This is a genomic window from Deinococcus hopiensis KR-140 (assembly GCF_900176165.1).
GTDB lineage: Bacteria > Deinococcota > Deinococci > Deinococcales > Deinococcaceae > Deinococcus > Deinococcus hopiensis.
Genome location: NZ_FWWU01000005.1, coordinates 305,148 through 327,501 on the forward strand (window position 1 = coordinate 305,148; position 22,354 = coordinate 327,501).

18 protein-coding genes are annotated in these 22,354 nt (G+C 60.5%); 10 read left to right on the forward strand and 8 right to left on the reverse strand.

Annotation, left to right across the window (positions count from 1 at the left end):
• Positions 1–296 precede the first annotated feature (296 nt).
• Complete coding sequence (locus B9A95_RS06370) at positions 297–701, reverse strand: hypothetical protein (RefSeq protein WP_139806520.1); 405 nt, start codon at positions 699–701, stop codon at positions 297–299.
• A gap of 21 nt (positions 702–722) precedes the next feature.
• Here B9A95_RS06370 and B9A95_RS33340 point away from each other — a divergent pair, with 21 nt between their 5' ends.
• From B9A95_RS33340 to B9A95_RS06395, 6 genes are all read left to right on the forward strand, one after another.
• The gene (locus tag B9A95_RS33340; protein WP_170928470.1) at positions 723–1,190 is read left to right on the forward strand and encodes a hypothetical protein; all 468 of its coding nucleotides are present in this window, start codon (positions 723–725) and stop codon (positions 1,188–1,190) included.
• Between the two features lie 682 nt (positions 1,191–1,872).
• Positions 1,873–2,634: a hypothetical protein gene (locus B9A95_RS33345; RefSeq protein ID WP_170928471.1), complete on the forward strand. Its 762-nt coding sequence runs from the start codon at positions 1,873–1,875 to the stop codon at positions 2,632–2,634.
• Between the two features lie 67 nt (positions 2,635–2,701).
• Positions 2,702–5,440: a DUF262 domain-containing protein gene (locus B9A95_RS06385; protein ID WP_170928472.1), complete on the forward strand. Its 2,739-nt coding sequence runs from the start codon at positions 2,702–2,704 to the stop codon at positions 5,438–5,440.
• A gap of 26 nt (positions 5,441–5,466) precedes the next feature.
• Positions 5,467–7,128, forward strand: a complete 1,662-nt coding sequence (locus B9A95_RS06390) for a UvrD-helicase domain-containing protein (protein WP_170928473.1) — start codon at positions 5,467–5,469, stop codon at positions 7,126–7,128.
• A 2-nt stretch (positions 7,129–7,130) separates the two neighbouring features.
• Positions 7,131–7,256, forward strand: a complete 126-nt coding sequence (locus B9A95_RS36110; RefSeq protein WP_281255822.1) for a hypothetical protein — start codon at positions 7,131–7,133, stop codon at positions 7,254–7,256.
• Between the two features lie 99 nt (positions 7,257–7,355).
• The gene (locus B9A95_RS06395) at positions 7,356–9,857 is read left to right on the forward strand and encodes an ATP-dependent helicase (protein WP_084046097.1); all 2,502 of its coding nucleotides are present in this window, start codon (positions 7,356–7,358) and stop codon (positions 9,855–9,857) included.
• Positions 9,858–9,982: 125 nt separating this feature from the next.
• Here the strand turns inward: B9A95_RS06395 and B9A95_RS06400 are convergent, their stop codons facing one another.
• Positions 9,983–11,116, reverse strand: a complete 1,134-nt coding sequence (locus B9A95_RS06400; RefSeq protein WP_084046098.1) for a protein NO VEIN domain-containing protein — start codon at positions 11,114–11,116, stop codon at positions 9,983–9,985.
• 75 nt (positions 11,117–11,191) lie between these two features.
• Between B9A95_RS06400 and B9A95_RS06405 the strand changes: the two genes are divergently transcribed.
• Together B9A95_RS06405 and B9A95_RS06410 are read left to right on the forward strand one after the other, a co-directional pair.
• A complete protein-coding gene (locus tag B9A95_RS06405) occupies positions 11,192–11,602 on the forward strand; it encodes a transposase family protein (RefSeq protein ID WP_084045069.1) in 411 nt (136 codons plus the stop codon).
• A gap of 8 nt (positions 11,603–11,610) precedes the next feature.
• Positions 11,611–11,997, forward strand: a complete 387-nt coding sequence (locus tag B9A95_RS06410; protein WP_245808063.1) for a transposase family protein — start codon at positions 11,611–11,613, stop codon at positions 11,995–11,997.
• Here the strand turns inward: B9A95_RS06410 and B9A95_RS06415 are convergent.
• The 5 genes from B9A95_RS06415 to B9A95_RS36115 all read right to left on the reverse strand — a co-directional run bounded on the left by B9A95_RS06415 (position 11,975) and on the right by B9A95_RS36115 (position 18,089).
• On the reverse strand, positions 11,975–15,334 hold the full coding sequence (locus B9A95_RS06415) for a sacsin N-terminal ATP-binding-like domain-containing protein (RefSeq protein WP_084046099.1): 3,360 nt from the start codon (positions 15,332–15,334) through the stop codon (positions 11,975–11,977). The genes B9A95_RS06410 and B9A95_RS06415 overlap by 23 nt on opposite strands.
• Positions 15,335–15,554: 220 nt before the next feature.
• Positions 15,555–16,385, reverse strand: a complete 831-nt coding sequence (locus tag B9A95_RS06420) for a hypothetical protein (protein WP_084046100.1) — start codon at positions 16,383–16,385, stop codon at positions 15,555–15,557.
• A 46-nt stretch (positions 16,386–16,431) separates the two neighbouring features.
• Positions 16,432–16,764: a hypothetical protein gene (locus tag B9A95_RS06425; protein WP_139806521.1), complete on the reverse strand. Its 333-nt coding sequence runs from the start codon at positions 16,762–16,764 to the stop codon at positions 16,432–16,434.
• Between the two features lie 120 nt (positions 16,765–16,884).
• Positions 16,885–17,400: a hypothetical protein gene (locus B9A95_RS06430; protein WP_084046102.1), complete on the reverse strand. Its 516-nt coding sequence runs from the start codon at positions 17,398–17,400 to the stop codon at positions 16,885–16,887.
• Between the two features lie 566 nt (positions 17,401–17,966).
• Positions 17,967–18,089 carry a hypothetical protein gene (locus B9A95_RS36115; RefSeq protein ID WP_281255823.1) on the reverse strand — a complete coding sequence of 41 codons (123 nt, stop codon included), beginning with the start codon at positions 18,087–18,089 and terminating at the stop codon, positions 17,967–17,969.
• Positions 18,090–18,393: 304 nt separating this feature from the next.
• Between B9A95_RS36115 and B9A95_RS06435 the strand changes: the two genes are divergently transcribed.
• Positions 18,394–19,821, forward strand: coding sequence for a replication initiator protein A (locus B9A95_RS06435; RefSeq protein WP_170928475.1), 1,428 nt, complete (start codon positions 18,394–18,396; stop codon positions 19,819–19,821).
• A 926-nt stretch (positions 19,822–20,747) separates the two neighbouring features.
• On the opposite strand, the gene B9A95_RS06440 is transcribed toward B9A95_RS06435, so the two are convergent.
• Positions 20,748–20,981, reverse strand: coding sequence for a hypothetical protein (locus B9A95_RS06440; protein ID WP_139806522.1), 234 nt, complete (start codon positions 20,979–20,981; stop codon positions 20,748–20,750).
• Between the two features lie 556 nt (positions 20,982–21,537).
• On the opposite strand from B9A95_RS06440, the gene B9A95_RS31690 reads away from it, so the two are divergent.
• Positions 21,538–22,212 carry a hypothetical protein gene (locus B9A95_RS31690; protein WP_139806523.1) on the forward strand — a complete coding sequence of 225 codons (675 nt, stop codon included), beginning with the start codon at positions 21,538–21,540 and terminating at the stop codon, positions 22,210–22,212.
• The last annotated feature ends 142 nt before the right edge of the window (positions 22,213–22,354 follow it).

Consider the following 22,354-nt stretch of genomic DNA (forward strand, 5'->3'; position numbering starts at 1 on the left):
ATACTTATTTCAAGGTAGAGAGCAGCAGTGCCCCGAAGTGGCGGTCTGGGACATGCAGAAGTAACGTGGGCGAGGGCAACCCGGACATGGTGAAGAAGAGGGGGACGGTCCTGGAGAGGGCAACGCGGACGTACAGAAGAAGAGGGCATCATCTTCAATCAGCTAGAAGAGAAAAGTGTTCCTGCACGCGCTGACCGCCAAGACCTGACTTGAGCCCGGCCCATGCTGTGGCCACCCTGCTTCGTGGGTTGCCCAACCACACCGTGGTCCTGGTGAACGGGTCAAGAAGGCTGCTGTCAGGGGGCAGAAGCCATTCCAACGTCCCCATACCAACCCTGCAATTCATGCCTGGTCGTTCCCGCTTTCGGAGCATCCAACGCTTCTACAAATGCCGTGAATTCCTCTGATTCCCGGAAGAAACCGTACTCCGCAATCATGCCTATGGAGTGGCCAAACAGGCCGCCACCTATGCGCCACACGCCATGTCGGGCGATGGTCCAAAGGACCGCCTTTTCCAGCCCTGTGAAGGCGCGTTCTGTGGGCGCGATACATTCGGGAAGCCGCAGCCTCAGGAGGGCTACCATAAGGGTCAGGTTCGTCTCCAGATCTGCCTCCTCAAGCGCCGCCGCCCGCTGAATGCCATGGATGATCTCGCCTTCCAGCAAGAACCGGTTCAGCGCGTCGGTGCGCGTAAGACCCACCAGACTCCTCAGGCTGTGGTTGTGCGAAAGCAGGAACGTCGCGCCCTCCACCTCGGTACAGAGGTGACGGAGCAGGACCGTGACGGCCTCCTCACTGCGGACGCCGAGTTGAGCCTCCGGCGGGTCGGCAAAGAGGAGCCGCTACTCGTAGATTTTTCCGCAGTAGAGAAATTCTGCGAAGCCTCGCCAGCTGGGTTCCGCAAGAAAATCATTGCGCCCTTCGTTGTCCTGGACGCACCGAAGAGCACCATCGAGATAGCTTTCGATCCTGGTGTTCTGCCAATCGAGCGCCCCCGACCACCGATGGGCTTCCGGACCACTGGCTTCCATTTGGCTCGCCTGTCCACGCTCGTCAATAAGCAGTTGAACGAAGGCGAGGAAGGTGGCTCGGTCATGTACGGCCTCAAGAGCCTCGAACAGGGTGTTGGCTGTCACACCCTATTTTGGCCAGGTTCGTCCTTCCTCCCATACGTTGCCTACACGCTGTAGCCACAGCCAGGGTGACCTGCTCCAGAGGCGTCAAACCCTCAAAAGAAGTCAGGGCTTCCTGAATGCGGAGGTCCTCCGCAACCCGTCCGAGCAGGCCGAAGGTGAGCAGGTAGGCCGCCCGGTCCACGGCATTTTCTGACCCTTCCGATAGGGCCACGACTGCGGGCAGGATCAGGCCAGAAAGGACAAGGGCGTGAGGGGTTTCGAGGCGGATGGACGCCTCCTCTTCCAGGAGAAGCACCAGCGCCGGAGCCCGCGCTTCGACGGTTGGCACACCTCTTGGGGCCAGCTTTCCAAGGCCGCATTCACCTCAGCCTGCTCCTCGTCCCTCAGGTCGTCCCAGTCCTGGTCCAGAAGCGTGCGGGCGCACTCAGGCGAAGGAGGAATAGGCAAGGCCCCGAACGCTTCCTGGGGACCGAAGCCCTGGGGAATGGGGAGGCCTCAGGATGCCGACCACCTGCGTCCTGGCCCTGGTCGAGGCAGGAACCTGAGGCTGGGAGGCAGCTTCCACCAGAAGGAGGACTGCATAGGCGCGGACGGTCCAGCGGTTTCAGGACCGTGAGGAAGCTGCGCGAAGCGCGGTTCTTTCACCACTTCTCGGGGTCCCTGGACTCGGGTGAAGCCCCGAAACGTGGCGTTCAGAAAATCGATTTTTCTGAATCGTACCGCAGCATGGAAGGGTATGACATCAGACGAGACTCTTTTCCATGCCGACGACATCCAACTGCACGACTACCTCAATCCCGGCGGCGACCAGGGGCGACCCACTGAACCGCCGCAGACTCAGCCTGAGGAGACTCCACAGCCTGAGCCCAACCCACCGGCCCAGAACGGGCCAAATGAGCCCGCTCGGGCCGATTCCAACGACCCTCCGCAGAAGCCCACGGAATCCAAGCCACCAGAGCTGACCAACTCGCCGCGGCTCAAACCCGGTCGATCAGATCAAGCGAAGTCGGGTGCACCACAGCCGCGGGAATTCAAACGATTCAGCGAGCTCTTGAAACATGTTGATTCCAACGAATGTCACCTGATCCTGGCCAATTTTGAGGCTGGTCTGTTGGAGGGGCGGGTCAAGGCGGTTGGAGTCATAGACGTGAAGCGCGGGAAGGTCAAGTTTAAAAAGACAGTGGTCTGTGGCGACGGTCGCAAGCGGGTCATGAGCATTCAGGACGAGCTCGTTGTTGCCGACCCGGCCTTCTACGCCTGGCTGGCCGAGCAGAAGAAGGCCTCACAGTACGAAGTCCTGGTGTACCAGGGCGTCATCGGCATCCCTGAGACGCAGGTGGAGAGTGGTGAGCATGATTTCGACGCTTTGCTGCAGGCCCGTGTGGGTCGCCTGCGGTTGTCGTCCGCCTCGACGTCGCAGGCCGAGCAGCCTCGCAAGCGGAAGCGAAAGGAGGCAGAGGAGAAACCAGGGCCGGACGACAAAGCCGCTGAGTCCTGAGGTGAGGCCCGGATGCCCTGCCGCAAAGTGGTCCACTTCTGTGCCTGTGTGTCCGTATGCTCAGGCCATGCGGCCTGACAAGCGCGGTGTCCTGGAACTCTTCGAGCGTCCCCAGCGGTACGTGATTCCCCTCTATCAGCGGCGCTACGTGTGGACGGAGGAAAAGCAGTGGGAGCCATTGTGGGGGGACATCCGCCACCGCGCCGAGGCTGAACTCGAACGCCGTGGACGCGTCAAGCCCCACTTCCTGGGGGCCGTGGTGCTGGCGGGCGTCCGCACTTTCGGGCGCGAGTTGCAGGCCTTTGACGTCATTGATGGGCAGCAGCGGCTGACCACCTTCCAGCTGTTTCTCGCAGCCTTCCGCGACGTGGCGAAGGAGCTGGGCATCCACGCCCTGGAGCGCGAACTCGAACGTGTCACGGTCAATGACGGTTCCCTCAGTCACGACCTGGAGCGTTATAAGGTCTGGCCCACAAGGTTCGATCAGCCAGGGTTCCGGCGTGTCCTCGACCACGCGTCGGAAGAGGCCATCGAGCAGGAGGTGCGGGCGGCCCAACAGGACTTCCGGTTCGTGCCGAACACCCTGGCGGCCTACACCTACTTCCTGGGGGAACTGCGCACCTGGCTGGAAGAAGACCCTGCACAGCGCGGCGAAGCCCTCTTCACCGCTCTGCGCCGATACCTGCAGGTCGTCACCATCGAACTTGAAGACGACGACGATCCGCAGGTCATTTTCGAGACCCTGAATGCGCGCGGCGAGCCGCTGCAACCCGCTGACTTGGTGCGCAACCACATTTTCAGCGACGCCTCCCGCCGGGGTGAGAACGTCCACACCCTGTTTGAGCACTACTGGGCCCCGTTCGACGAGGACGGCAGCCTGTGGCGCACGGACGAGTCGCGGGGCCGAATCACTCGGCCACAACTGGCGTGGTTCCTGACTGCCTTCCTGACCGTCAAGCTCGAAGAGGACATCACCGACGCCGTCATCTTCGACGCCTTCAAACGCTGGTGGGGCAGCCTGGGGACAGACACCAGCGCTGAGGCTGGACTGAAGGAATTGCTGCGCTATGCCCGCGCCTACCAACGTCTGCTCCAGTCCTCGCCGGACACGCGCCTCGGGGTGTTGTACCGCCGCCTCAAGGTGATGGACATCAGCACCTTGACGCCCCTGCTCCTGTACCTGCTGACCGACGCTGGGCTGAATGAGGCTGGCCTGAACACGGTGCTGAACGATCTCGAATCCTATGTGGTGCGGCGCTTCGCCCTGGGCCTGGGCAGCAAGAACTACAACCTGCTGTTCGTCCGATTGCTCCGTGAACTCCGGCGGCTTCCCGAGGAAACGGACCTACGAACCTTTGTCCTCGCCTTCCTGTCCCGGGGCGAGGGCGACAGTGTCCGCTGGCCGACGGATCAGGAGTGGCGCTCGGCGCTGCTGACCCTGCCGATCTACAAGAAGGTGCGCCCCCGCGGCGTGGCGATGCTGCTGGAAGCCATCGACCTCCACCTGACGACGGGCAAGCAGGAAAAATTGCTGATCGCCGAGCCGCTGAGCGTAGAACATGTCCTGCCGCAGAAGTGGTCCCTCTGGCCTGCGCCTACCGCCCCAGAAGGCATCCTCGACACTGCCGCGTGGCGCAACACCCTGCTGCACACCCTCGGCAACCTCACGCTGACGACACAGAAGCTCAACACTGCGCTGTCCAACGGTCCCTACGCGAACAAGCGGGCGGAGCTGGCGAAGCAGAGCAGGCTCCGCCTCAACACCGTCTTCCAGACCCAGGAGCACTGGGACGAGGCGGTCATTCAGAAGCGCAGTCAGGCGCTGGCCGAGGACCTCCTGCACATCTGGCACGGTCCGGTCGGCCAGCCTGAAGAGGTGACGGTAGCGCCAACCTTTGAGCTGACCTCCGATGCATTCACCACCATCCAGAACCTCAGGAAGGACCTGGACAGGAATTCCATTCCCAGCTTCTGGGTGGGGACCAGCACGGCGGGCGAAGACCTGATCCTGTACAGCTACGACTGGGGCAGTCGCAGTGTCCGCTACCACGCTGAGGTGGTGGAAGACGAGGCTGGAGTGGAACTCCTGAAGCTCTCGCTGCGCGACACCTTCGCCGAATACGCGGCGCAGAAACCGTTCGTGAGGGTGGCCCTGGCCCAGCTCGCCCTCCCGGTTCAGCAGACCTTCGGGTCGGCGCGCACGCAGGTCACGCCCACGGAACTGAGCGTCTGGCTCCCGGACGGGACCGATGTGGCGACGCTCCGCCGGGCCCTCGAACGCCTGGTGTCGCTGACCCTGCCCCTGATGGAGCGCGCCGCTGCGCAGACCAGGACGCGGAGCGAGGCTGGTGCCGTCCTCGACGCAATGGTGGACGCCCTGCACCCAGACCTGCCAGACGGCTTCTACTTCATGGCCGCTGACATCGGTGCCGAGAAGAAGTGGCGGCGTCTGGCGAATGCAGCATGGCCGAACCAGCTGCATTACGAACTCGGGATGGCGGGCGACAAGGTGGTCCTTCACCTGCACGACGAACTGAAGATGGGAAGTGGCGAGAAAAGCCAGTTGGCCTCCATCTGGAAACCTCTGATCCACGCGACCCGCGAAGCCTTTCCAGCCTTGCTGGTCACCGGTGGAGAACGGGCCAGCGGAACGCGCTGGATCAACGTTCCGCTGGACGACGTGAGGGATAAGCAGACCCTTTGCGAGCGGATCCAGGCCTTCATCCACCTGACCCAGCCGACCATTGACGCTGCCTTTGAGTCGCGGGGCAACTCTGCTGCCCCCTCTCTTGGCCCTGAATCCTGACCTGACTCCTCCTGGATATGCCCGCGATGAAGCCATCCGTCTTCCGTCCCAGCCGATACCAGCAGGCCATCTTCGACTTCGTGCGGAGTGGCAGCGGCGACGGTGTGGTCCGCGCGGCGGCTGGGGCGGGCAAGACGACCACGCTGGTCGAGATTGCCCGGCTCCGGCTCCTTCCGGGGGACCTCGACGCCTGCTTCCTGGCCTTCAACAGACACACGGCGGGTGAACTCCGGGCCCGTCTGCCCGGGCATGTTCGCGCCGATACCGTTCACGCGCTGGGCAGGCGAAGTCTCCTGGCCCGCTTCCCCATCCTGAAGAGCCGGGAGCCGGAGGGGCGCAAATCGCGGCACCTCATACGCGAACGCCTCAAGCAGATGCGGGGGGAGTTCGTGGTGGCTGAACACAACTGGAGGGTGGCCGAGCGGTACCTGCAAGACCTGCTGCGCTTCGCCATGGCCAATCTCACTGACACGAAGCTCGAAGAGGAGGTCGCTGCGCTCGCCGTGCAGTACAACCTCGCGCCGCCTGAGGACCACGGCCTGGAGGTGCAGTGTCACCGGGAGGTCCAGCACATGCTGCGCCGCCGCCTGGAGCTGCTCAAGGCCCACCAGATCTACGGCTTTGAGGACATGCTCTACCTCCCGGCAGTTCTGAAACTGCCCGTACAGCAGTACGGTTTCGTCTTCGTGGACGAGGCGCAGGACCTCAGCGCCGTGCAGCTGGAAGTGGTGCTGCGGGCTGTAAAGCCTGGCGGGCGGCGGCTGTTCGTCAGGGACGAGCGGCAGGCCACCTACGGCTTCACGGGGGCGGATACCGATTCGCTGAGCCGGATCGTGGAGCGGACCGGCGCGAGTGTGCTGCCGCTGTCGATCACCTACCGCTGCCCGAAGTCGCACGTGGCCCTCGCGAAGCACCTGGCCCCGGAGATCGAAGCGGCTCCGGGCGCGCCGGAAGGCCAGGTGTTCGTCATCAAGGAAGCGTGGCTCTCCCGCTGGGTCAAGGCCGGTGACCTCGTGATTTGCCGCTACACCGCTCCACTGGTACGGCAGTGCCTGACCCTCATCCGCTGCAACATCCCTGTCGTGGTCCGGGGGATGGACATCGGCACGCAGTTGCAGGAGATCAGCCGTCACCTGTTCGCCCGGGGACTGGAGGGCTGGGAAGTGGCGCTGGAAGCCTACCGGATCACCGAGGAGGCCCGCATCCGGCGGTACGCCGCCACGGAGAACGACGCCGACAGGCAGGTGGCGCTCCGGATGGACCTGCTCACTTCGCTGAAGGTGCTGACGCGCGACGTGTACGAGCATGGCGGGCGGTACGTCGAAGAACTCTGCACCTTCCTGGCTGGATTCTTCAGCGACGAGGAGTCGCCCATCGTGTTCTCGACCATCCACAAGGCCAAGGGGCAGGAGGCCGACCGCGTGTTTCTCCTCTACCCGAAGACCATGCCCGCCGTGTACGCCCGCACGGCCACCGCTGCCCAGGGAGAAGCTTGCGTGCAGTTCGTGGCCTTGACGCGCGCCCGGCGCGCCTGGCCCGGGCCGAAGCAGACGGTGAGAAGACGAAAGACATCGCGCTGCTGCCCAAGCTGCGCGTTCACGATCTACGACACACCTTGGTCTCCATCATGGCGGCACGGAAGGAGCGCCTCGAAGTCATTGCCCAGTGGATCGGTGACAATCCGGTGACGGTGACTAAAGTCTACCTGCACGTGTTCAAGCAGGACACGGCCATGCCGACCCTCGGGCTCCTGAGCCGACCAGACGTATCCGAGACGACTGACGAAGCGCCAGAGCAGTCTCCCCTGCCCGAATGATCTCCTCACGCCCATCTCTGTCAGGCTTCTGTACAGGGCGCAATGAAAGAGTGTTTGGCACAATGGTCAGGTTCATCACGTTGAGTATCCCGGGGCATCATGCAGCCCACAGCTGAGCAGCGGCAGATCATCGAGCACACCGTGGGACACGCCCTGGTGTTCGCCGTGGCAGGGTCAGGCAAGACCACCACCATGGTCGAGCGCATTTTGAACTTGGTGCGGCATCAGCAGGTCCGCCCCAGGCGAATTCTGGCCTGCACCTTTTCGAGAGAAGCTGCGCGCACCATTGAGCAGCGGCTGGCACGGCACCCTGAAACCACTGGCGTCAAGGTGGCCACCCTGCATGCCCTGGCCTACACCATTCTTCAAGAAGCCAAGCAACTGGGGCTGACCAGGATTCAGCGTGGTGAAGACGGCTTCGCGCGAAAGCTGTTTCAGGAAGCTCGCCAGCAATTGATCAGCGAAGATGTCAACGACAAAAGCGCCTTCTACAACATCAAGTACGACGACTTTCAGACCTACATGTCCGTTCAGAAGGGTCACCTGCGCTTGCCTTACGTTCCGGGCGATCTCCCTACCTGGGCCCAACAGCTGATCGGTCTACCCGACCGTGGCATCGAACTGTACGCGGACCTCTACGCCCGGCATGATGCCCTGCGGCGGGAAGCAGACTGCATGGACTTCGACGATTCAATCGTCGAGGCCTGGCTCCTGATGGCCCGCTTTCCCGTCCTAAGTGACGCCATGAAAGGTCGGTGGGACTTCGTCCACGTCGATGAGTTCCAGGATGTCAACCTTGCACAGAGTGAAATGCTGCATCTCCTGGCCTCATCCTGCACCAGCTACATGGCCATCGGGGACGACGACCAGACGGTGTACCAGTGGCGCGGAGCCGACCCCCGGTTCATCCTCGATTTTGCGACGAGGTACCAGGCCCAGACCTTCACGCTGAGCACCAACTTCCGCTGTCCCATGGGTGTCATCGCTTTGGCAGACCAGGTCATCCAACACAACACGGTCCGCGCGCCCAAGCGCCTGCGGGCATCCCGTGGAGACAACGGTGTCCACCTGCACGGGCATGGTCCCGGCCAGGCCGCTCACGTGGCCATCCAGGTCATTCAGGAAGGGCGATCTCCTTCTGACATCGTCATCCTGGTCCGCACCTACGCCCAGACGGGGGAAATCGAGCAGGTCTTCCTCGAGCGGGAAGTGCCGTACCTCATGGTCGGTGCGGTCCCCTTTTACCAACGCCAGGAGGTGAGCGTGCTGCTGGCTTACCTGCGCCTGGCGCTTGCCGACCTGGACGTGCAGCGGGACGTGCCGTTGACCGCCAAGCAACGGGTAGAACTCCTCAAGGACTGGCAGATTGTGGCCAACGCTCCGAACCGCTTCCTGCGGACGCAGACCGTCCACGATCTGGGCCGTGAGCTGTGGCACAACGGGAAAACCCTCGCCCTCGCCTTGGAGGAACTGGCTCCCGGACTGCGTGGCAATGGGCGGGAGGTCCTCAAGCTCAGCGAAGCCCTGGCGATCCTGACCGATGACCTCGGGTTAGCCCAGGGCAAGGAAACGCTCCTCCAGTTTGCAGACACGATCGGTTACACCGAGCATCTCATCAAGACCGCGCCCACCCGGGAATTCGGTGAGGAGCGGTCTGGAAGTGTCCGTGCACTGGCGGAAATGGCGCAGGAACGCTCACTGGGTGAACTCGTGACGTTCATTACCCACCTGCGCACCCAGGGGCGGCACGTCGAGCGTCTGGCCGACGCTGAGGATGACGGGGTTGAGCGCGTGACGATCATGACGGCGTTCCGGGCCAAGGGGCTGGAGTGGCCGGTCGTCATCGTGCCGGACTGCAAGGCCGGGCTGTACAGGATCAGGGAAAGCGCGGATCAGGCCGCAGCGGAAGAGGAGCGCCGCGTGTTCTACGTCGCCCTCACACGTCCAAAGCAGGAGTTGCACCTCGTGGTCGACGGGCACGAACCCACCCCATTCCTCACGGTGGTCAAGCACGAGGCGCTCGTGCACGGCCACACCCGCCTGGTGCAACTGATGGCGCGCGATCCGGTGCACTGGAGCGCACGAGATACACTGGAGGCCAGCGAGCTCCTGCGCACCTACGGCCATGAGCAGTACGTGCAGCTGTGGCTGGACGGCGGTTACCGGGGAAAGCTCCTGCGCCGAATCGACGCACTGAGAGCTGCACTGGTAGGGCAACCGCAGCCCTATCATGGCCAAGCGGAGACGGTAGAGGCCCTGAGCCTGGAGCCTTACCGCCAGCATGGCGACCTCAAGCTCACATCGGGTGACGACTTCGACGCTTTCCAGGACCTCGAGGTGCTGGTGCGCGAGTTACACCAGCGGTACGCACCACCTGCTGTCAATTCCAGCGGGCAAACGGCAGGCCGCTCAACTGGGACAGCGCTTCGTCCCACCGACACCCGGGTAGGCATGGCTGTCAAGCACAAGCGCTTCGGAGAGGGGGTGGTCCTCGCCATGAAAGGTTCCGGTGACCGGACAGAGGTGGAAATTCGCTTCAACAACCTCGAAGCGACCAAGAAGATGCTCGTGGCTTATGCGAACCTCCAAGACGCCTCCTGAGCCGACACCACTGCCATTTCACTGAAGATGATCCCACCTGAGCAGGTCAAGGCCCTTCACAAGGACGCAGGGGTTCGGAAGGGTACTCCCGAACCTCTGCCTTTCTGAACGCCGTTAGCCACTGCTTATAGCAGGAGTTCCTCTTCGGAGGTCGGCTCCTGCTTCCAACTGTCGTCAAACGTGTAGGACGTGACCCGCTCGAAGGGGTTCTGAATCTCGTGCAGGACTGGCTCTGTGTCGAGGTTCTCGATCACGTACAGCCAGTAATGGGACTTCTCGCGTTTGGCCATACGGTACTGGTTAGCACTCAAGGCAACGCCCCGTTGCGCCCAGGGGCCGCTCATGGTCTTGAGTTCGATATACCGCACCACACCGTCCTGGTCAGCCGAAGTGATGTCGTAGCCTGCGCCGTAATCCTGGGAGACGTCCTCAGGACGGTGCCCGCGCCTCCATTCGTGTTCCATCACGTAGGCCATACCGCGCTGGTCCACCTCGCGGGCATGGGTTTCAGCCTCGTTCTCCTCAGGCCCCTCGTAGACGTAGGTGTAGTTTCGGAAACGTTGTTGCCGGGACGGCGAAGCTGCAGATCGGTGCCCAGCGTGAGGCCCCGCTTCCCCTTGAGGACGCGGCGAATGCTGAGATGGTCCTGAGCTGCCGGGGCGGGTAGCTTGAGCACCTTGAGAAGAGGTACTGGAAGCCTTTGCAGGACGCGATGTTTCCGTTGAGTTGGGCGTCTTTCCGCCAGTGGAGGCTGATGGGCGTGGAGGGCTGGCATGACCGGGAGTCGAGGATGCGGAGGTTGAGGAAGACGAGGAGTCTGCGGGCGTCGTCCGTTTCGCGGTTAGACTGCTCCCTTCCTGCGCAGCCTCTGCGGAGACTTCATCGATAGGATCCTCTTCCTCTTCTGAACCGCTGTCTTCCACCGTCGCTGTCGAAGCACTGGCAATTTCCACAGGGATATACTCTTCCGGGAGTTCTATCATGCCGAATTCGGTCAGGTAGTCTTGGGCCTGATCAAGGGATTTAGACCAAATGCTATCTAATGTTATTTTGTCCGCCGGATCCAACAATCCTAAAACTTCCGCCAGAACATCAACCGTGTGCTTTTGCTTAAGGTCGCGTACGTACAAACGTTGTGCCTCTGCGTCTGCCGCATAGCTCAGCAGGCATTGGCCTGAAATACGGAAGCCGACCAACTCAACTCTGGCGGGAATGCTGTCACAACGGAAGAATTGAAATCCAAGGATGTGATCCCGCAACTCATTAGACCTCTTGCGAAAGTCGTAGGCTAAGCTGGGAGGGTGGAGCGAGACCGTCTGACACGCACGCTGAAGATGAATCGCAAGCAGTTCCGTCGACGCACCGGGGTCTACCCGGAAACGTTTGCTGAGATGGAAGAGGTGCTGACCCTACGCGAAGGACAGAAAAAGAAATCAGGCCGCCCCGCCGCGCTCAGCGTGGCGGAACAACTGCTGATGACCCTGGAATTCTGGCGCGAGTACCGGACCTTCGCCCACCTGGGTGACGACTGGGGTGTGCACGAAGCCACCGTGCATCGCACGGTGGAACGCGTGGAAGCGGCTCTGATTGCCAGTGCACGGTTCCAGCTGCCCAAGAAACGCGTGTTTCAGGAAGCACAACTCGTGTACAGCATCGTCGCGGTCGATGCTTCCGAAGTGCCCTGTGAACGGCCCAAAAAAAGCAGCGCGCGTGGTACAGCGGCAAGAAAAAGCGGCACACCCTGAAATTTCAGGTGCTGATGTGCACAGTGACGCAGCGCATCCTGGGCACCGCCACGAGCGCTGGGGCGGTTCATGACCTAAAGCTGTTTCGTCAGTCAGGCGTTCGTTTTCCTCACCAAACGGCGCTTATTGGAGATGCAGGGTATCAGGGCCTGTGGAGAAGCCACAGGCACGCCCTTACCCCCCATAAGGCGACGCAGGCGTCGCCTCTGTCCGCGGAGCAGCGCCAGGACAACCGTGTCCTCGCGCATACCAGGCAGGCAATCGAGCATATGATCCGTCGCATGAAGATCTTCCGTGTGCTGAAGGGCGTGTACCGACATCGGCGGCGTCGGTTTGCACTCCGGGTTCAGCTCATCGCAGCGCTGTGCAACCTCACCCAAGCCTGCCGATCGTGACTTTCGCAAGAGGTCTATTGACGAGTTGACTGCGATGCACCTTCAAGGCCAGGCGCAACAGTGCTGGAAGCATCTGTTTCAACTTCTTATTCTGCTCGGTCAATAAGCGAGATGCACCCTGTGGAATGTCATAGGTCACCTTCCAAACAGAGCTGAGAGAGCGGACTCCCAGTTCCTCGAAGAAGCCTCTCGACGCGACATCACGGGTGCGAACTTCAATTCGCTGGGGAAGGTTGAACTTGGCAAGTTCATCGGCTGGCTTGTCCACGAACAGGGCATCTTCAGGACGCAGAAGGGAGCCCTTCGTACGTTCCTTCCAGACGACCGGCACCACCCGCTTGCCACGAAGGGACTGCAAGATGTCCTTGAGCCCTTCCCGGTTCTTGGCGTACGCATCCGACAAGGCCCGGATGCAACGTTCAGCCACATCCTGCGCCTCTTTGGAAGGCGTCTCCCCACTCACACATTGGGAAGCGATTTCAAGCAGGACGTCTCGGAACGTGCTGGGGTTAGGTGAGGACGGGATCGAAAGTATGTCGATGAGCGGCCTGAATTTGGTCAATTCGTTTTGCCCTACCCGGTATCGCCAGCGACCCAGATTCGGATCCTCACGGAAGAGGTGTGTGGCAGCCGCGAATGTGCCGTCACCCAGAGGAAAAAGCTTCAGCGCCCTGAGTTCGCCCCGAGTCTTTTCCGCCACGCGTCCGGCCTGACTGTTCAACCAGTACAAGATCCTGAGCGATGGTCCCTGCCCGCGGGTGTTGAGGTCACGGATGTGTTGCGCCACCTGTTCCGGTTGGGGGTGAGCAAAACCGAGGGCTCGCCGGTTCTCTCTCCGGAACTCCTCTCCGTCGGGGAGACGGATACCGCAGAGCCGCTTGTTTCCCAGGTGGTGGCCGACCAGTTCAGCGTCTTCGGCCTGCACCAATTCGCTTGGGGTATACCAGCCCTTGCCCTCCCTATCGGGTAACCACTTGATCTTCGCCAGGTGGGTACTCAGCACGGTTGTGGAAGCCTGGAGGGCGTGGCTCAGGACCTTCTGCCGAACACCAACGCTGAGGTTTGTCACTGATTCCTGAGCACGCTGCTCCAGCTCACGCACGATGTCCTTGTCGGTAACGGTCATCGACATGTCCAACGCTTCCATCAAGGGCCGTACACCTCGCCCCTTGTAATGGGTTGAAGCGAACTGCGGGTAACTGTCACCAAAGAGCGCCGTCATCAGGTCATTCGGCCAGTACAACGTCTCGGGACGGACCCACTTCCCTTTACTGTCTTCGGCGCACGTCAGGGACTTCCACTCCGCGAGAGGAAAATCGTCTCGGCTGTAAACCTGTGCAATGGCCTCGATCACTTCCCGACGACGCCCTACGTGCTTCTGAAAAAACTCTGGCAGCAGGCGGCCATAGTAGGTTTTGGCATCCAACACAGGAAGGGCCAGACGTTCCAGCAAGCCCTCGTGGCCCTTCATATATCCGACGTCGATCAGCTTGCGGACGTGGAAAGGGTCGTTGATCTGGGCGGGGAGCGCCAGTTCGGTGGCGGGGCAGTACTCACCCGCCGTTGTGCGGTAGATGGGGAGCGGCCTGAGTGTCTGGCCACCGAGTTTGCGATCACTCGCCAGGAAGGCGTAAGCACGCTGAATGGGCCACCCAGAGGCAACCAACGCTGGAATGTTAGACGTCTTGCGCAGATCGTCGGCGAATTCGGCGGGGGTGTACTCGTTCACCCGCTCACGAAGAAGCGGTGGGGCGGCTTCCCACCATTGTGAATCCACCAGCTCATCTTCTTTTAGCCAGGGTGCTGTGACTTTGAGATAAGGTTCCGCACACGTCCATGTTTCTGAAAGCACCGCGAGTTCACCGTCTGCCGTGAGGGCTAAAGCCAGCGGGTTCAGACGGTCGTCGAGATCTTCGATCTCCTGCCTCCAGCCTTTCTGTTTCTCTTCCAGTTGAGCGAAGTAAGCAAAAATGGCGTTCAACAAGGGTCGTCTTTGCTCATCGGTCACCCAGTCGACATCGTCTCCAAACAGTTGCTCCAGGGTCTGCAAGAAGGTCTCGGCATTCAGTTCCGGGACCCCCAGCGCCCGAAAGAGAGCCCGGTACCCTCCGTGTTCCGGTGGTGGCAGGTGCCATGGAGTGCGTACCAGCAAGGTCTCTTCCAACACGGGGTCCGCATCGTAGGCGATGCGCAGGAAGTCGCCGTGTTCCACCCATTCTCCCGAGCGCGACCAGAACAAGGGGCGCTCCTTGAAGGTCAGCTGACATGCCTTCCAGAGCCCGCCCACAAACCGTGCGACTGGATGTGGTGAGGATCCATTTCGCGCCGCAGCACTCCGCACTGCAGCCGCGAAGGTATACAGCGTTTCAGGCCCACTGGTCGCCAGGTCCAGCAACAACTGTGGCAAAAACGAGACCACACACTCGAGAAGACGCTCATTCCAGACCCGTTTGTCCGCTTCATCCCAGAGCAGCGTCTTGCGGTCCGTATTGGGATAGAAGTCGGCATTGATGTGGAGCGGAATGCCGGTGGTGTCCCGGGTGGGCAAGAAAGCATAGAGGAGCCCAGAGACACTCTCTTCACCGAGGGGAAGGGCGAGTTGCAGGGTCGTTCGCCGTTTGCGCCTCTGGGCTTCACGCTGCACCTCCTCCGTGACAGGCACGTCGTACATGCGGTATCTCACCGAGGGACCTGTCGACGAAACCAGCTTCACTTCTTGTGGGCCGGAAGGTTCAATGCACAGCTTCTCAACGAGCTTGCCTTCCCTCAGGAGGTGGAGGGTCCTCACGTTCCGCAGGAAGACGGCGCTACGCGCAAAGGTCTCCTGGGCCTGAGTAACGAAGGTGTCCAGCTGCTCCAGATCGACGGGCTCTACGTCCAGCTGGTGCCGGACTTCTGAAGGTTGGGTGGCCCAGGGCAGGATGAAGGTGGACGGCCACTCGTGCGAGACGCCCGTCAACTTGCGTGCTTTTCGTTTTAGAGGAAGGAGGATGCGCGCTTGCTGCCGCGAGTAGATGCCAGGCTCATCCGTGACCTGGTACACCGAGACGAAGCCGACACCAAAGCTGCCGATCGACTCTGCATCGTCCCGCTTGCTACCGCTGGCGACATGGATGATGCGCTCAAAATGCGAGTCCTCGAATTCGGCGCTGTTGCCGACACGCAGCGCTTCCGAAGTAAAATCCATCCAGAAGGTTTCCGCCCTGGCGTCTTCGGCATTCTGGATCAGCTCCTGGACGACGGTTCCGAAGCCTTGCAGCATGCGGAGATCTTTGCGCAGCGACCCGAGCAGCGAGTAACCATAGTCGAGTTCTTCAACAGCGCTGTGCGTGGCCATGCCCCCATCTAAAGAGTTCTCCACTTAACGAAATCTCACAACCCGAAGCAGTAAGCCTGCGAGGCCCTTCCAGGCGTCTTGATGGCATAGCCAACGGTCGTACCAGGGGTTGTCCCGCAGCCGTCGGCTTCGTAACCCGGCATCGAATCAGCTCCTGCAAAAGATTGAGACCCTTCAGCGCCTTTTTCTCCTCCCACTTCAACCGCCTATGGTCGGCGCGTTACGATCTAGACCTCGTTCTAGGGTCAACATCAAAATCAATGGCACGGCCTACGGTCTCCTTCTGGGCACGCTTCATCTCAATCCAGCGTTCTTCGGGAACCAATCCAACAGAGCTTTCCTTAAATGCCCCATACGCCTGGTTCTCCCGCCTGTGGTGTCGGGCATCGCACCGGGTTGAACAAGTCCCGCAGCGTGGGCAGATCCAGCGGTAACAGCTTGTGCACCGTTTCGAGGAGAGGTTGGCCCGGCAGACGCCGCACTTCTCCCGGATCACGTCTGTGGCCCCAAGAAGGGGAGCATGCCATGAGGTGGACAACGCTGCCCCTTGGGAGTGCTGAGGCAAGACCTTCTTCTGGGCACGTGCTTGCATGGCTAAGGAATTGAAGTGCGTATGGAGAAAGGGCTGAAAGGCTAGAAGGACGTCTATGAATTCAGTCGAGGTGATGGTAGGCCTCAGGGCAATGGTCAACAGCACCTCTCTGCGCTCAGCCTGACCGAATCTTGGGGCAAGCGGCAGCACGTGGAGTTGCTGCACGAATCGCGCAAGGACAATTTCCCAATCCTCACGCACTACACTAAGCTTCTGCAGATTCACGTCCAGCTCTCGTTGAAGGGCAATCGCAGTCACATCTTCAGCCTGGGTGATACGGATGCGCATCTTGTCAGAGAACCTCTGGGCTTCCTTGTAGATCATAGGGGCACTCAGCAACCAATGAAAGGAATCCAAAACAGTTTCAGTACGTTTCTGGTGGAGAAGAGAAAACGACTGCGGCCATTGCAGCGTTGTTGTTCCCTTGGACTGCTTCACTTTCTTTTTCTTTCTGCCCATGGTTCATCACTCCTGTGCCGTTCAACTCTTCATGGCTTGTGCCGTTTTAGCCCGCTATAGCGGGCTTTCTTGCACCAATCGAAGGGTGAAGCGGTGGGCCGGAATCTGCATGACCTACCTCCAAGAGCTTCAGCCAGTGCGTTGGACACTGCCAGAACATCCTGCACGGCATCCGCACTCCGAACCTCCGGTAACTGAATGTGAACCACCGCTGCGACACCAGCAGTTGGGCCGTGCGCCACATGATCGCTCCCAGTTTCTCCAGAAAGACAATGCATTCGTCGATCTCCCAGAAGGGATAATCCATCGTACGCAAGCCATCCAGCACTTCCTCAAGCAACACAAGCGCGTACGCGAGGAAATTCAGCGTGAACAACACGCTCAGGTTGCAATGCCAGAGCACTGGCAACGGTTCTGGTGGCGCAGGACGCTTGCGTCATCGAGAGGTCCCACCTCTGCGGGCCGCCTCACGCTTCTCAGAACTACTTCAATGCCAGGCCTATCGGTCGTCCCCTCCCTGGATCAGGCCCCTGTAGTGCCCCTCGAGCCCCGCTACCGCACTGCTCATGAGCAGCGGAGCAATCGGGCGAAGCCACAGAGGCAACGTGGGCACCACGTAGCGGCCGTACATCACGCGGAAGATCAGGGTGACGAGCGTGCGGGCATTCCTGCCCCGCACCTCCGGTGCACCGCGGTGCACGGCGAGGGAAATGAGGGCTATCACGGTCGTCGGAAAGGACAGCGCCTCGGTCATGGACAGCTTCGGCCCGGAGGCGGACCTGGCCTGCTCCAGGCCCGTCAGGATTCTGGGCAGGAGGTGCATCAGCAGGCCCTCGAGTTCGGGATTCGCCAGAGGCACGGTGGACGGCGGCATGGGCGGCGGCAGCAGTTCCCCCTGAATGATCACCTGCCGTTTTGACGGCTTCAGGGATGGAGGCGTAATAAAGATCAGAACACCGGTGCTCTGACGGGCGTGCAGGATCGCCTGGACAAGGTCTGCGTTACGGGAAGTCACCAGGTTCTCCTTGAGGGGTCGGGGGCGCTCTCCGGGCGCGGGTGCCAGGGGCTGTGTCGATCCTGACGCTGGACGCCTGGAAGCGTCAGAGGCGCGCGTGAACGAAGCGACCTGCCCATTCACCGCCGGAGAGATCTGGCCTGCCCTCACGGCTCCTCCCCTCCCCACGGTGTGGCGGGTTTGCACATTCGAGTTTGCAGCGAACCTACTGAAGAGGCTCGCGGGTGCACGGCCCCATCGGCGTTCTCTTTCAGGAGGTGAGGTTGGCGCCTGCACGGCAGTGAGGGTGCGAACTGCATGAGGCCAGTGTGCCGTCGATGCGTCTCCCATCTGTCCAGCATTTTCTGCAGCGCGTGATTTCCAGAAGAAACCTGCGTCGAGGGCAATCAGACCACAGCCTGCAGACGATGCGGCCCTGTACCTCTGCAGCGGAGGAAGTTCGCTTGTCGGCAGAACCCCACCACATCTCTGTCCGTCCCGGCCATCCACGGCTCCCCGAGCCGCTGTTCATTCCAGGCTGCGCACAACGGGTGCGGAGGGGCCTGGCTACCGCGAATGGTCGGGCTTCATCCTGTTTTCTGCTGCGCGTCCATATGCCCGGTGAAGCTGGCCACCACCGCCTGCAGACCACGCAGGTGCCGGTAGAACACGTCGCGCCACGCTCCTTCCTGAGGGGCAAGCGCGGTCACGTCCGCGAGTCAGGCCTCTGCACAGCCTGACGACACGCTGCGGAATGCAGCCCTCGTCATGGTCGACGGGTACCTGAAAATGGCGTCCTACCGCCGTGAAGTCAGGCCTGCCCCACCCACCGGGTGTCCTGGGTCTCCTTCTATCCGTGGGCCCAGCCCCCCTCCATTCGGGAGATCCGTTTGCGGGCATGCCGCGTTTTGCAGCTCCCCTGACTGGCGGCCACGCAACGGCGAGCCCCGGACCAGACCCGTATTTTTTGAGGGAAATTCGCAGCGAACAGGCCCGTCCCTTACCATGGCAGGAATGGCAAAGCCGGCCAAAAAGACCGAGAAACCTGCCTACCGCCGGGGACCTGCCACGCCAGACAGTCCGCCCGACGTCAGCGCCGGAATGGACGAGCTGAACCTGGGGCGCCTGACCCTCAACAGCGCGCAGAAGACGGTCCCTCCAGAAATGCGGCGCTGGGAAAAAAACATCCTGACGCCCGACGGCCGCCCTGTGGTGGTCGTGTGCGCTGTGGAGGAAGGCGAGGTCGTTCCGCACGGACTGGACAACGACTTTATGGTCGGCTTGATCAACCTGTGTTTCGAGGCGGGCGTGCCGAACGGCCCGTTCACGACCACGGGCTACGCCATCCTGAAAGCGGCGGGGCTGCCCGATTCCGCGCAGTACTACAGGGCGATGCAGGCGAGCCTGAGGCGGCTGAGCAAAGCCAAGTACAGCGTGGACGAAGCCTGGTACCGGCACCAGGGCCGGGCGGGAGAATGGCTGTCCCAGGAGTTCAGTCAGATCTCGTATCTGGCGGTCCGCCGCTCCAGCACTGGCCTGTCGGCCAGGAGTGTCATCGTGGTGCAGCTCGGCGTGCCCATCGTCGAGAGCCTGCGGGCCGGGTACATCAAACCCCTGGACCTGGACTTCTACCGCTCGCTGAGCCAGCCGCTCGTACGCGCCCTGTACCGTCAGCTCGACGCACTCCACTTCGACGAGACCACGGAAAACGGCCTCGTGAAGGAGGTCACGGCTCCGCTGCTGGGCTGGGCAGTGCGCCTCGGGCTTTTCAGTGACCGTCCAGACAACATTCTGCGGTCGCTGCAGCCCGCCCACGACGAGCTGCTCAACCGCGGCTATCTGGGACAGGTGGAGCACGATGGCCGGGGCCGTCAGCGGACCATTCGGTATGTCTTCGCTGGTCCTCCGCGCACGGATCATCCAGAACTGGCCGCGCTGCTGACGCAGCAAGGTGTGAAGGAAGGCATGGCCCTACGGCTCAGCGCCACTTTTCCCGAACGTATCGAAGACGCCCTGCGCAAATTCAAGCACTACCTGGGGACCGCGCGGAAACCTGTGGGTAACCCCGCGGGCCTGCTGGTGGCCATGATCAAGAGCCCCGAGCAGTATGACGGCTTTCTGGACATTCCCTCTCCCCCCTCCAGCGGGCTTCCGCCAAAAACACCGCAGGTCGAGGAAGCCGAAACCCAGGCCCCAGAACGGTATCTGGAACGGCTTGACCCCTCCGAACGTCAGGCCTGGGCACTCAAGCAGCTGGGACTGCTGGGCATCATGAAGCATCTGACGGTCGCGGAACGTGCCCTGCTGGGAGAGGCCTTGAGCCGCGGAGCGGCAGACGCGTCCACCCTGGTCAAGCAGGCCACGGCCGCCAGTTTCTCAGGTGCTGCAGGAGTCCTCGAGTACGTGGATGAACTTCGCAGGGCCCTGAGCACGCACCCGTAGTTTCTGAGGGAAACGCAAACCGACCCTCCCGTATTTTGTGAGGAAAGACTCCCATAAAGCCCGTGCAGGCGAGGCTTTTCGGATCTACACTCTGTTTCCCGTATGTTCCGAGGGAAACGCCTGAACTTCGGCCTGACACCCCCGTATGTTCTGAGGGAAACGCCATGCCTGGTGGCCCGATGCCCCTGAAAAGTGCCCGTATATTCTGAGGGAAAGCGCCCGTATATTCTGAGGGAAGTCCTCGGACTTCGGCCTGACGATCCCGTATGTTCTGAGGGAAATGGGTACGCCTCTCCCGTATGTTCTGAGGGAAACGGGTGTGCCTTTCCCGTATGTTCTGAGGGGAAAAGACAAAAAAACACGTCCTGGCGCGACATGGCAGTCGCCCATGATGATGATCATTCATTCTTTTCTTCTTTTAAAACATACTTAAAAACATCACTCAAGCCAGGTGACGGTCCCGGCAGCTCTCCTGGACCGTCATGTCCGCGCCCGTGCCCTGCAGGTTGAACCCTCAGGCGTGTCTGGAAGCCCCAAGCGCACTGGTGATCAGGGCAGGTTCTGGAGCCTGCTCTGCGCAAAACAGGGCCATGGAGCGCGCTCTGGCTTCCCCGAGTCAGGCGGCTGTAGGCGACAGCAGTTGGGGAAACCCCCGGCGGAAGCCATTCGCAGGGCATAGGCCATCTGCGGGGAACTCACGGACCGCCTGAAGGCGTTGAAGGACGCAGAGCGAAACCAGGAGGACGCTTTCCAGGGGCGAGACGCTCATCTTCAAGCGGTGGAGGTCAATCAGCTTGCCGCCATATCGATGCCTCTCATTTGACGCTAGCTCTGCGCTGCCACCAGCAAAAAAGTCTTTACGGCTCATGCCGGAGCACAGGGGTGGCATTGTGGACTGACCAACGACTCTGAAGTGAAACAGTCCATTAAAAGTCAATCAAAACGTAGGCGTTCGGGTATAGGGCTCCAGTGTCGCTATTCAAATCGCGCGTTTCGACGGACACACTCGACGCGCTCAAACCTGGGAGGTTCCAGGTGGGCGGCCCGCTGCAACATCCAATGGCAGGCATGGCCCGCTGCTTGAAGTACGCGTTGAAGGACTTGTGGGAGTGCTCGTCAATGAGGAGGGTGGCCATCAACCCTGTTCCGTACACCAGCACCACGGCCAAGGTAAGAGCAACACCAAGAGGCCGACCCCCGCCCGGGTCGTCTTGGACCTGACGATGTGCTTCCGTTCGCTCTGCACTCTTCAGCCATCAAGTGCTTGATTCAACGATGGGGTGAGTTGGGATGGTAGGACCATGGTGTGTATCCCAAGGGTGTCATCCTGCGCTCAGATGCCAGCAAGCGTTTCTGTCACGCGGCGCTGTATCTGAACAGTCACGCAGTCAGAACGGGTGAGTAGGAATGGGGCAGGAGTTCCATCCATGCCTTGCTCCCGCTGCTCTGGTCCTCCGTCCCTGAAGCGTCTGGCATCCGTTGGGATCCTCGTGTCTGCCCGTTCCGTGAGTGGGTGCGGAGCTACACAGAGGCAGCTGTAGTCGCCCCGTGATACACCGGCTTGGGCCGGAACGTCCTGCGAAAGGCAAAGGGAAGAAATTTGTGCTGAGTGTACTGTGAAAATAGGAACTGTCATGAGGGGGCTTCCAGCGACTGCTTTTCACTCTTTCTCGCCGCTGAGACGCTCTCACACATCTGGGGTGATTAAGGAGAAAAATGCCATTAGGATGTATTGCCATTATTGTCGTTCTTGCTATTATCGGTCTAATAATCAATGTTGTTGAAGGAGTCGCCAGTGTACTTTCGACCTATTGGCTCTCTGCTGCAGCCTTATTTCTTGCTTATTTCATACTTAAAGGCAATAAGGATTCAAAAAAGCACGATTATAAAACTAATATAGCTGTGCTTTTAATAATTTTCGGCGTGTTTTCTGGTTACAAAAAGCATGCATCATTGTATAAAGTTTATGATTTGATTATATCAACTAGTGATGAAAATTCTGAAATTAAGATCTATAACGCTGATGGCGACGATGTTGCATTTACTGCCGGCAGCGAAAATCATATTTCTTTGAAAAAAGGTAGTTATTCCTATAAAGCATCCAGGTCAGATGACTATGAGACGACAGAGGGATATTTCAACGTACCACAAGATCAAAAAGTCAATGTACAACTTCCCAAAAGAAGTATCGTGTCTGATAATGATACCAATTACGAAACCTCTAACAGCTATAGTTCCGATACCAGCTCATCTACATACACATACGACTCGTCTAGCGAGTCATCGTACAGCACACCGTCACCCAGTCACTCCAAAGACGTGTATGTGCATGGATACACAAGACGTAACGGGACTTACGTCGCTCCCTACTATAGATCTAGACCCCATTAATATCTCTGCTACTACTTCGCCCCCTTGATGAATAGCTGGGGAGCGCTCTAAACGTCGAGGGTGGAAGGCGAACACGAGGAGGGAAGCCATGACCGCCTGTCTTCAGACGACGGTCTGTACCGCCAAACATCCACAGGGAGCC

Bases quoted from the DNA above. Each gene is read 5' to 3' on its own strand.
- B9A95_RS33345 (WP_170928471.1), top strand. From the start codon at position 1,873: ATGACATCAGACGAGACTCTTTTCCATGCCGACGACATCCAACTGCAC.
- B9A95_RS06385 (WP_170928472.1), top strand. From the start codon at position 2,702: ATGCGGCCTGACAAGCGCGGTGTCCTGGAACTCTTCGAGCGTCCCCAG.
- B9A95_RS06390 (WP_170928473.1), top strand. From the start codon at position 5,467: ATGAAGCCATCCGTCTTCCGTCCCAGCCGATACCAGCAGGCCATCTTC.
- B9A95_RS06395 (WP_084046097.1), top strand. From the start codon at position 7,356: ATGCAGCCCACAGCTGAGCAGCGGCAGATCATCGAGCACACCGTGGGA.
- B9A95_RS06405 (WP_084045069.1), top strand. From the start codon at position 11,192: ATGAATCGCAAGCAGTTCCGTCGACGCACCGGGGTCTACCCGGAAACG.
- B9A95_RS06415 (WP_084046099.1), bottom strand. From the start codon at position 15,334: ATGGCCACGCACAGCGCTGTTGAAGAACTCGACTATGGTTACTCGCTG.
- B9A95_RS06420 (WP_084046100.1), bottom strand. From the start codon at position 16,385: ATGGGCAGAAAGAAAAAGAAAGTGAAGCAGTCCAAGGGAACAACAACG.
- B9A95_RS06435 (WP_170928475.1), top strand. From the start codon at position 18,394: ATGGCAAAGCCGGCCAAAAAGACCGAGAAACCTGCCTACCGCCGGGGA.
- B9A95_RS31690 (WP_139806523.1), top strand. From the start codon at position 21,538: ATGCCATTAGGATGTATTGCCATTATTGTCGTTCTTGCTATTATCGGT.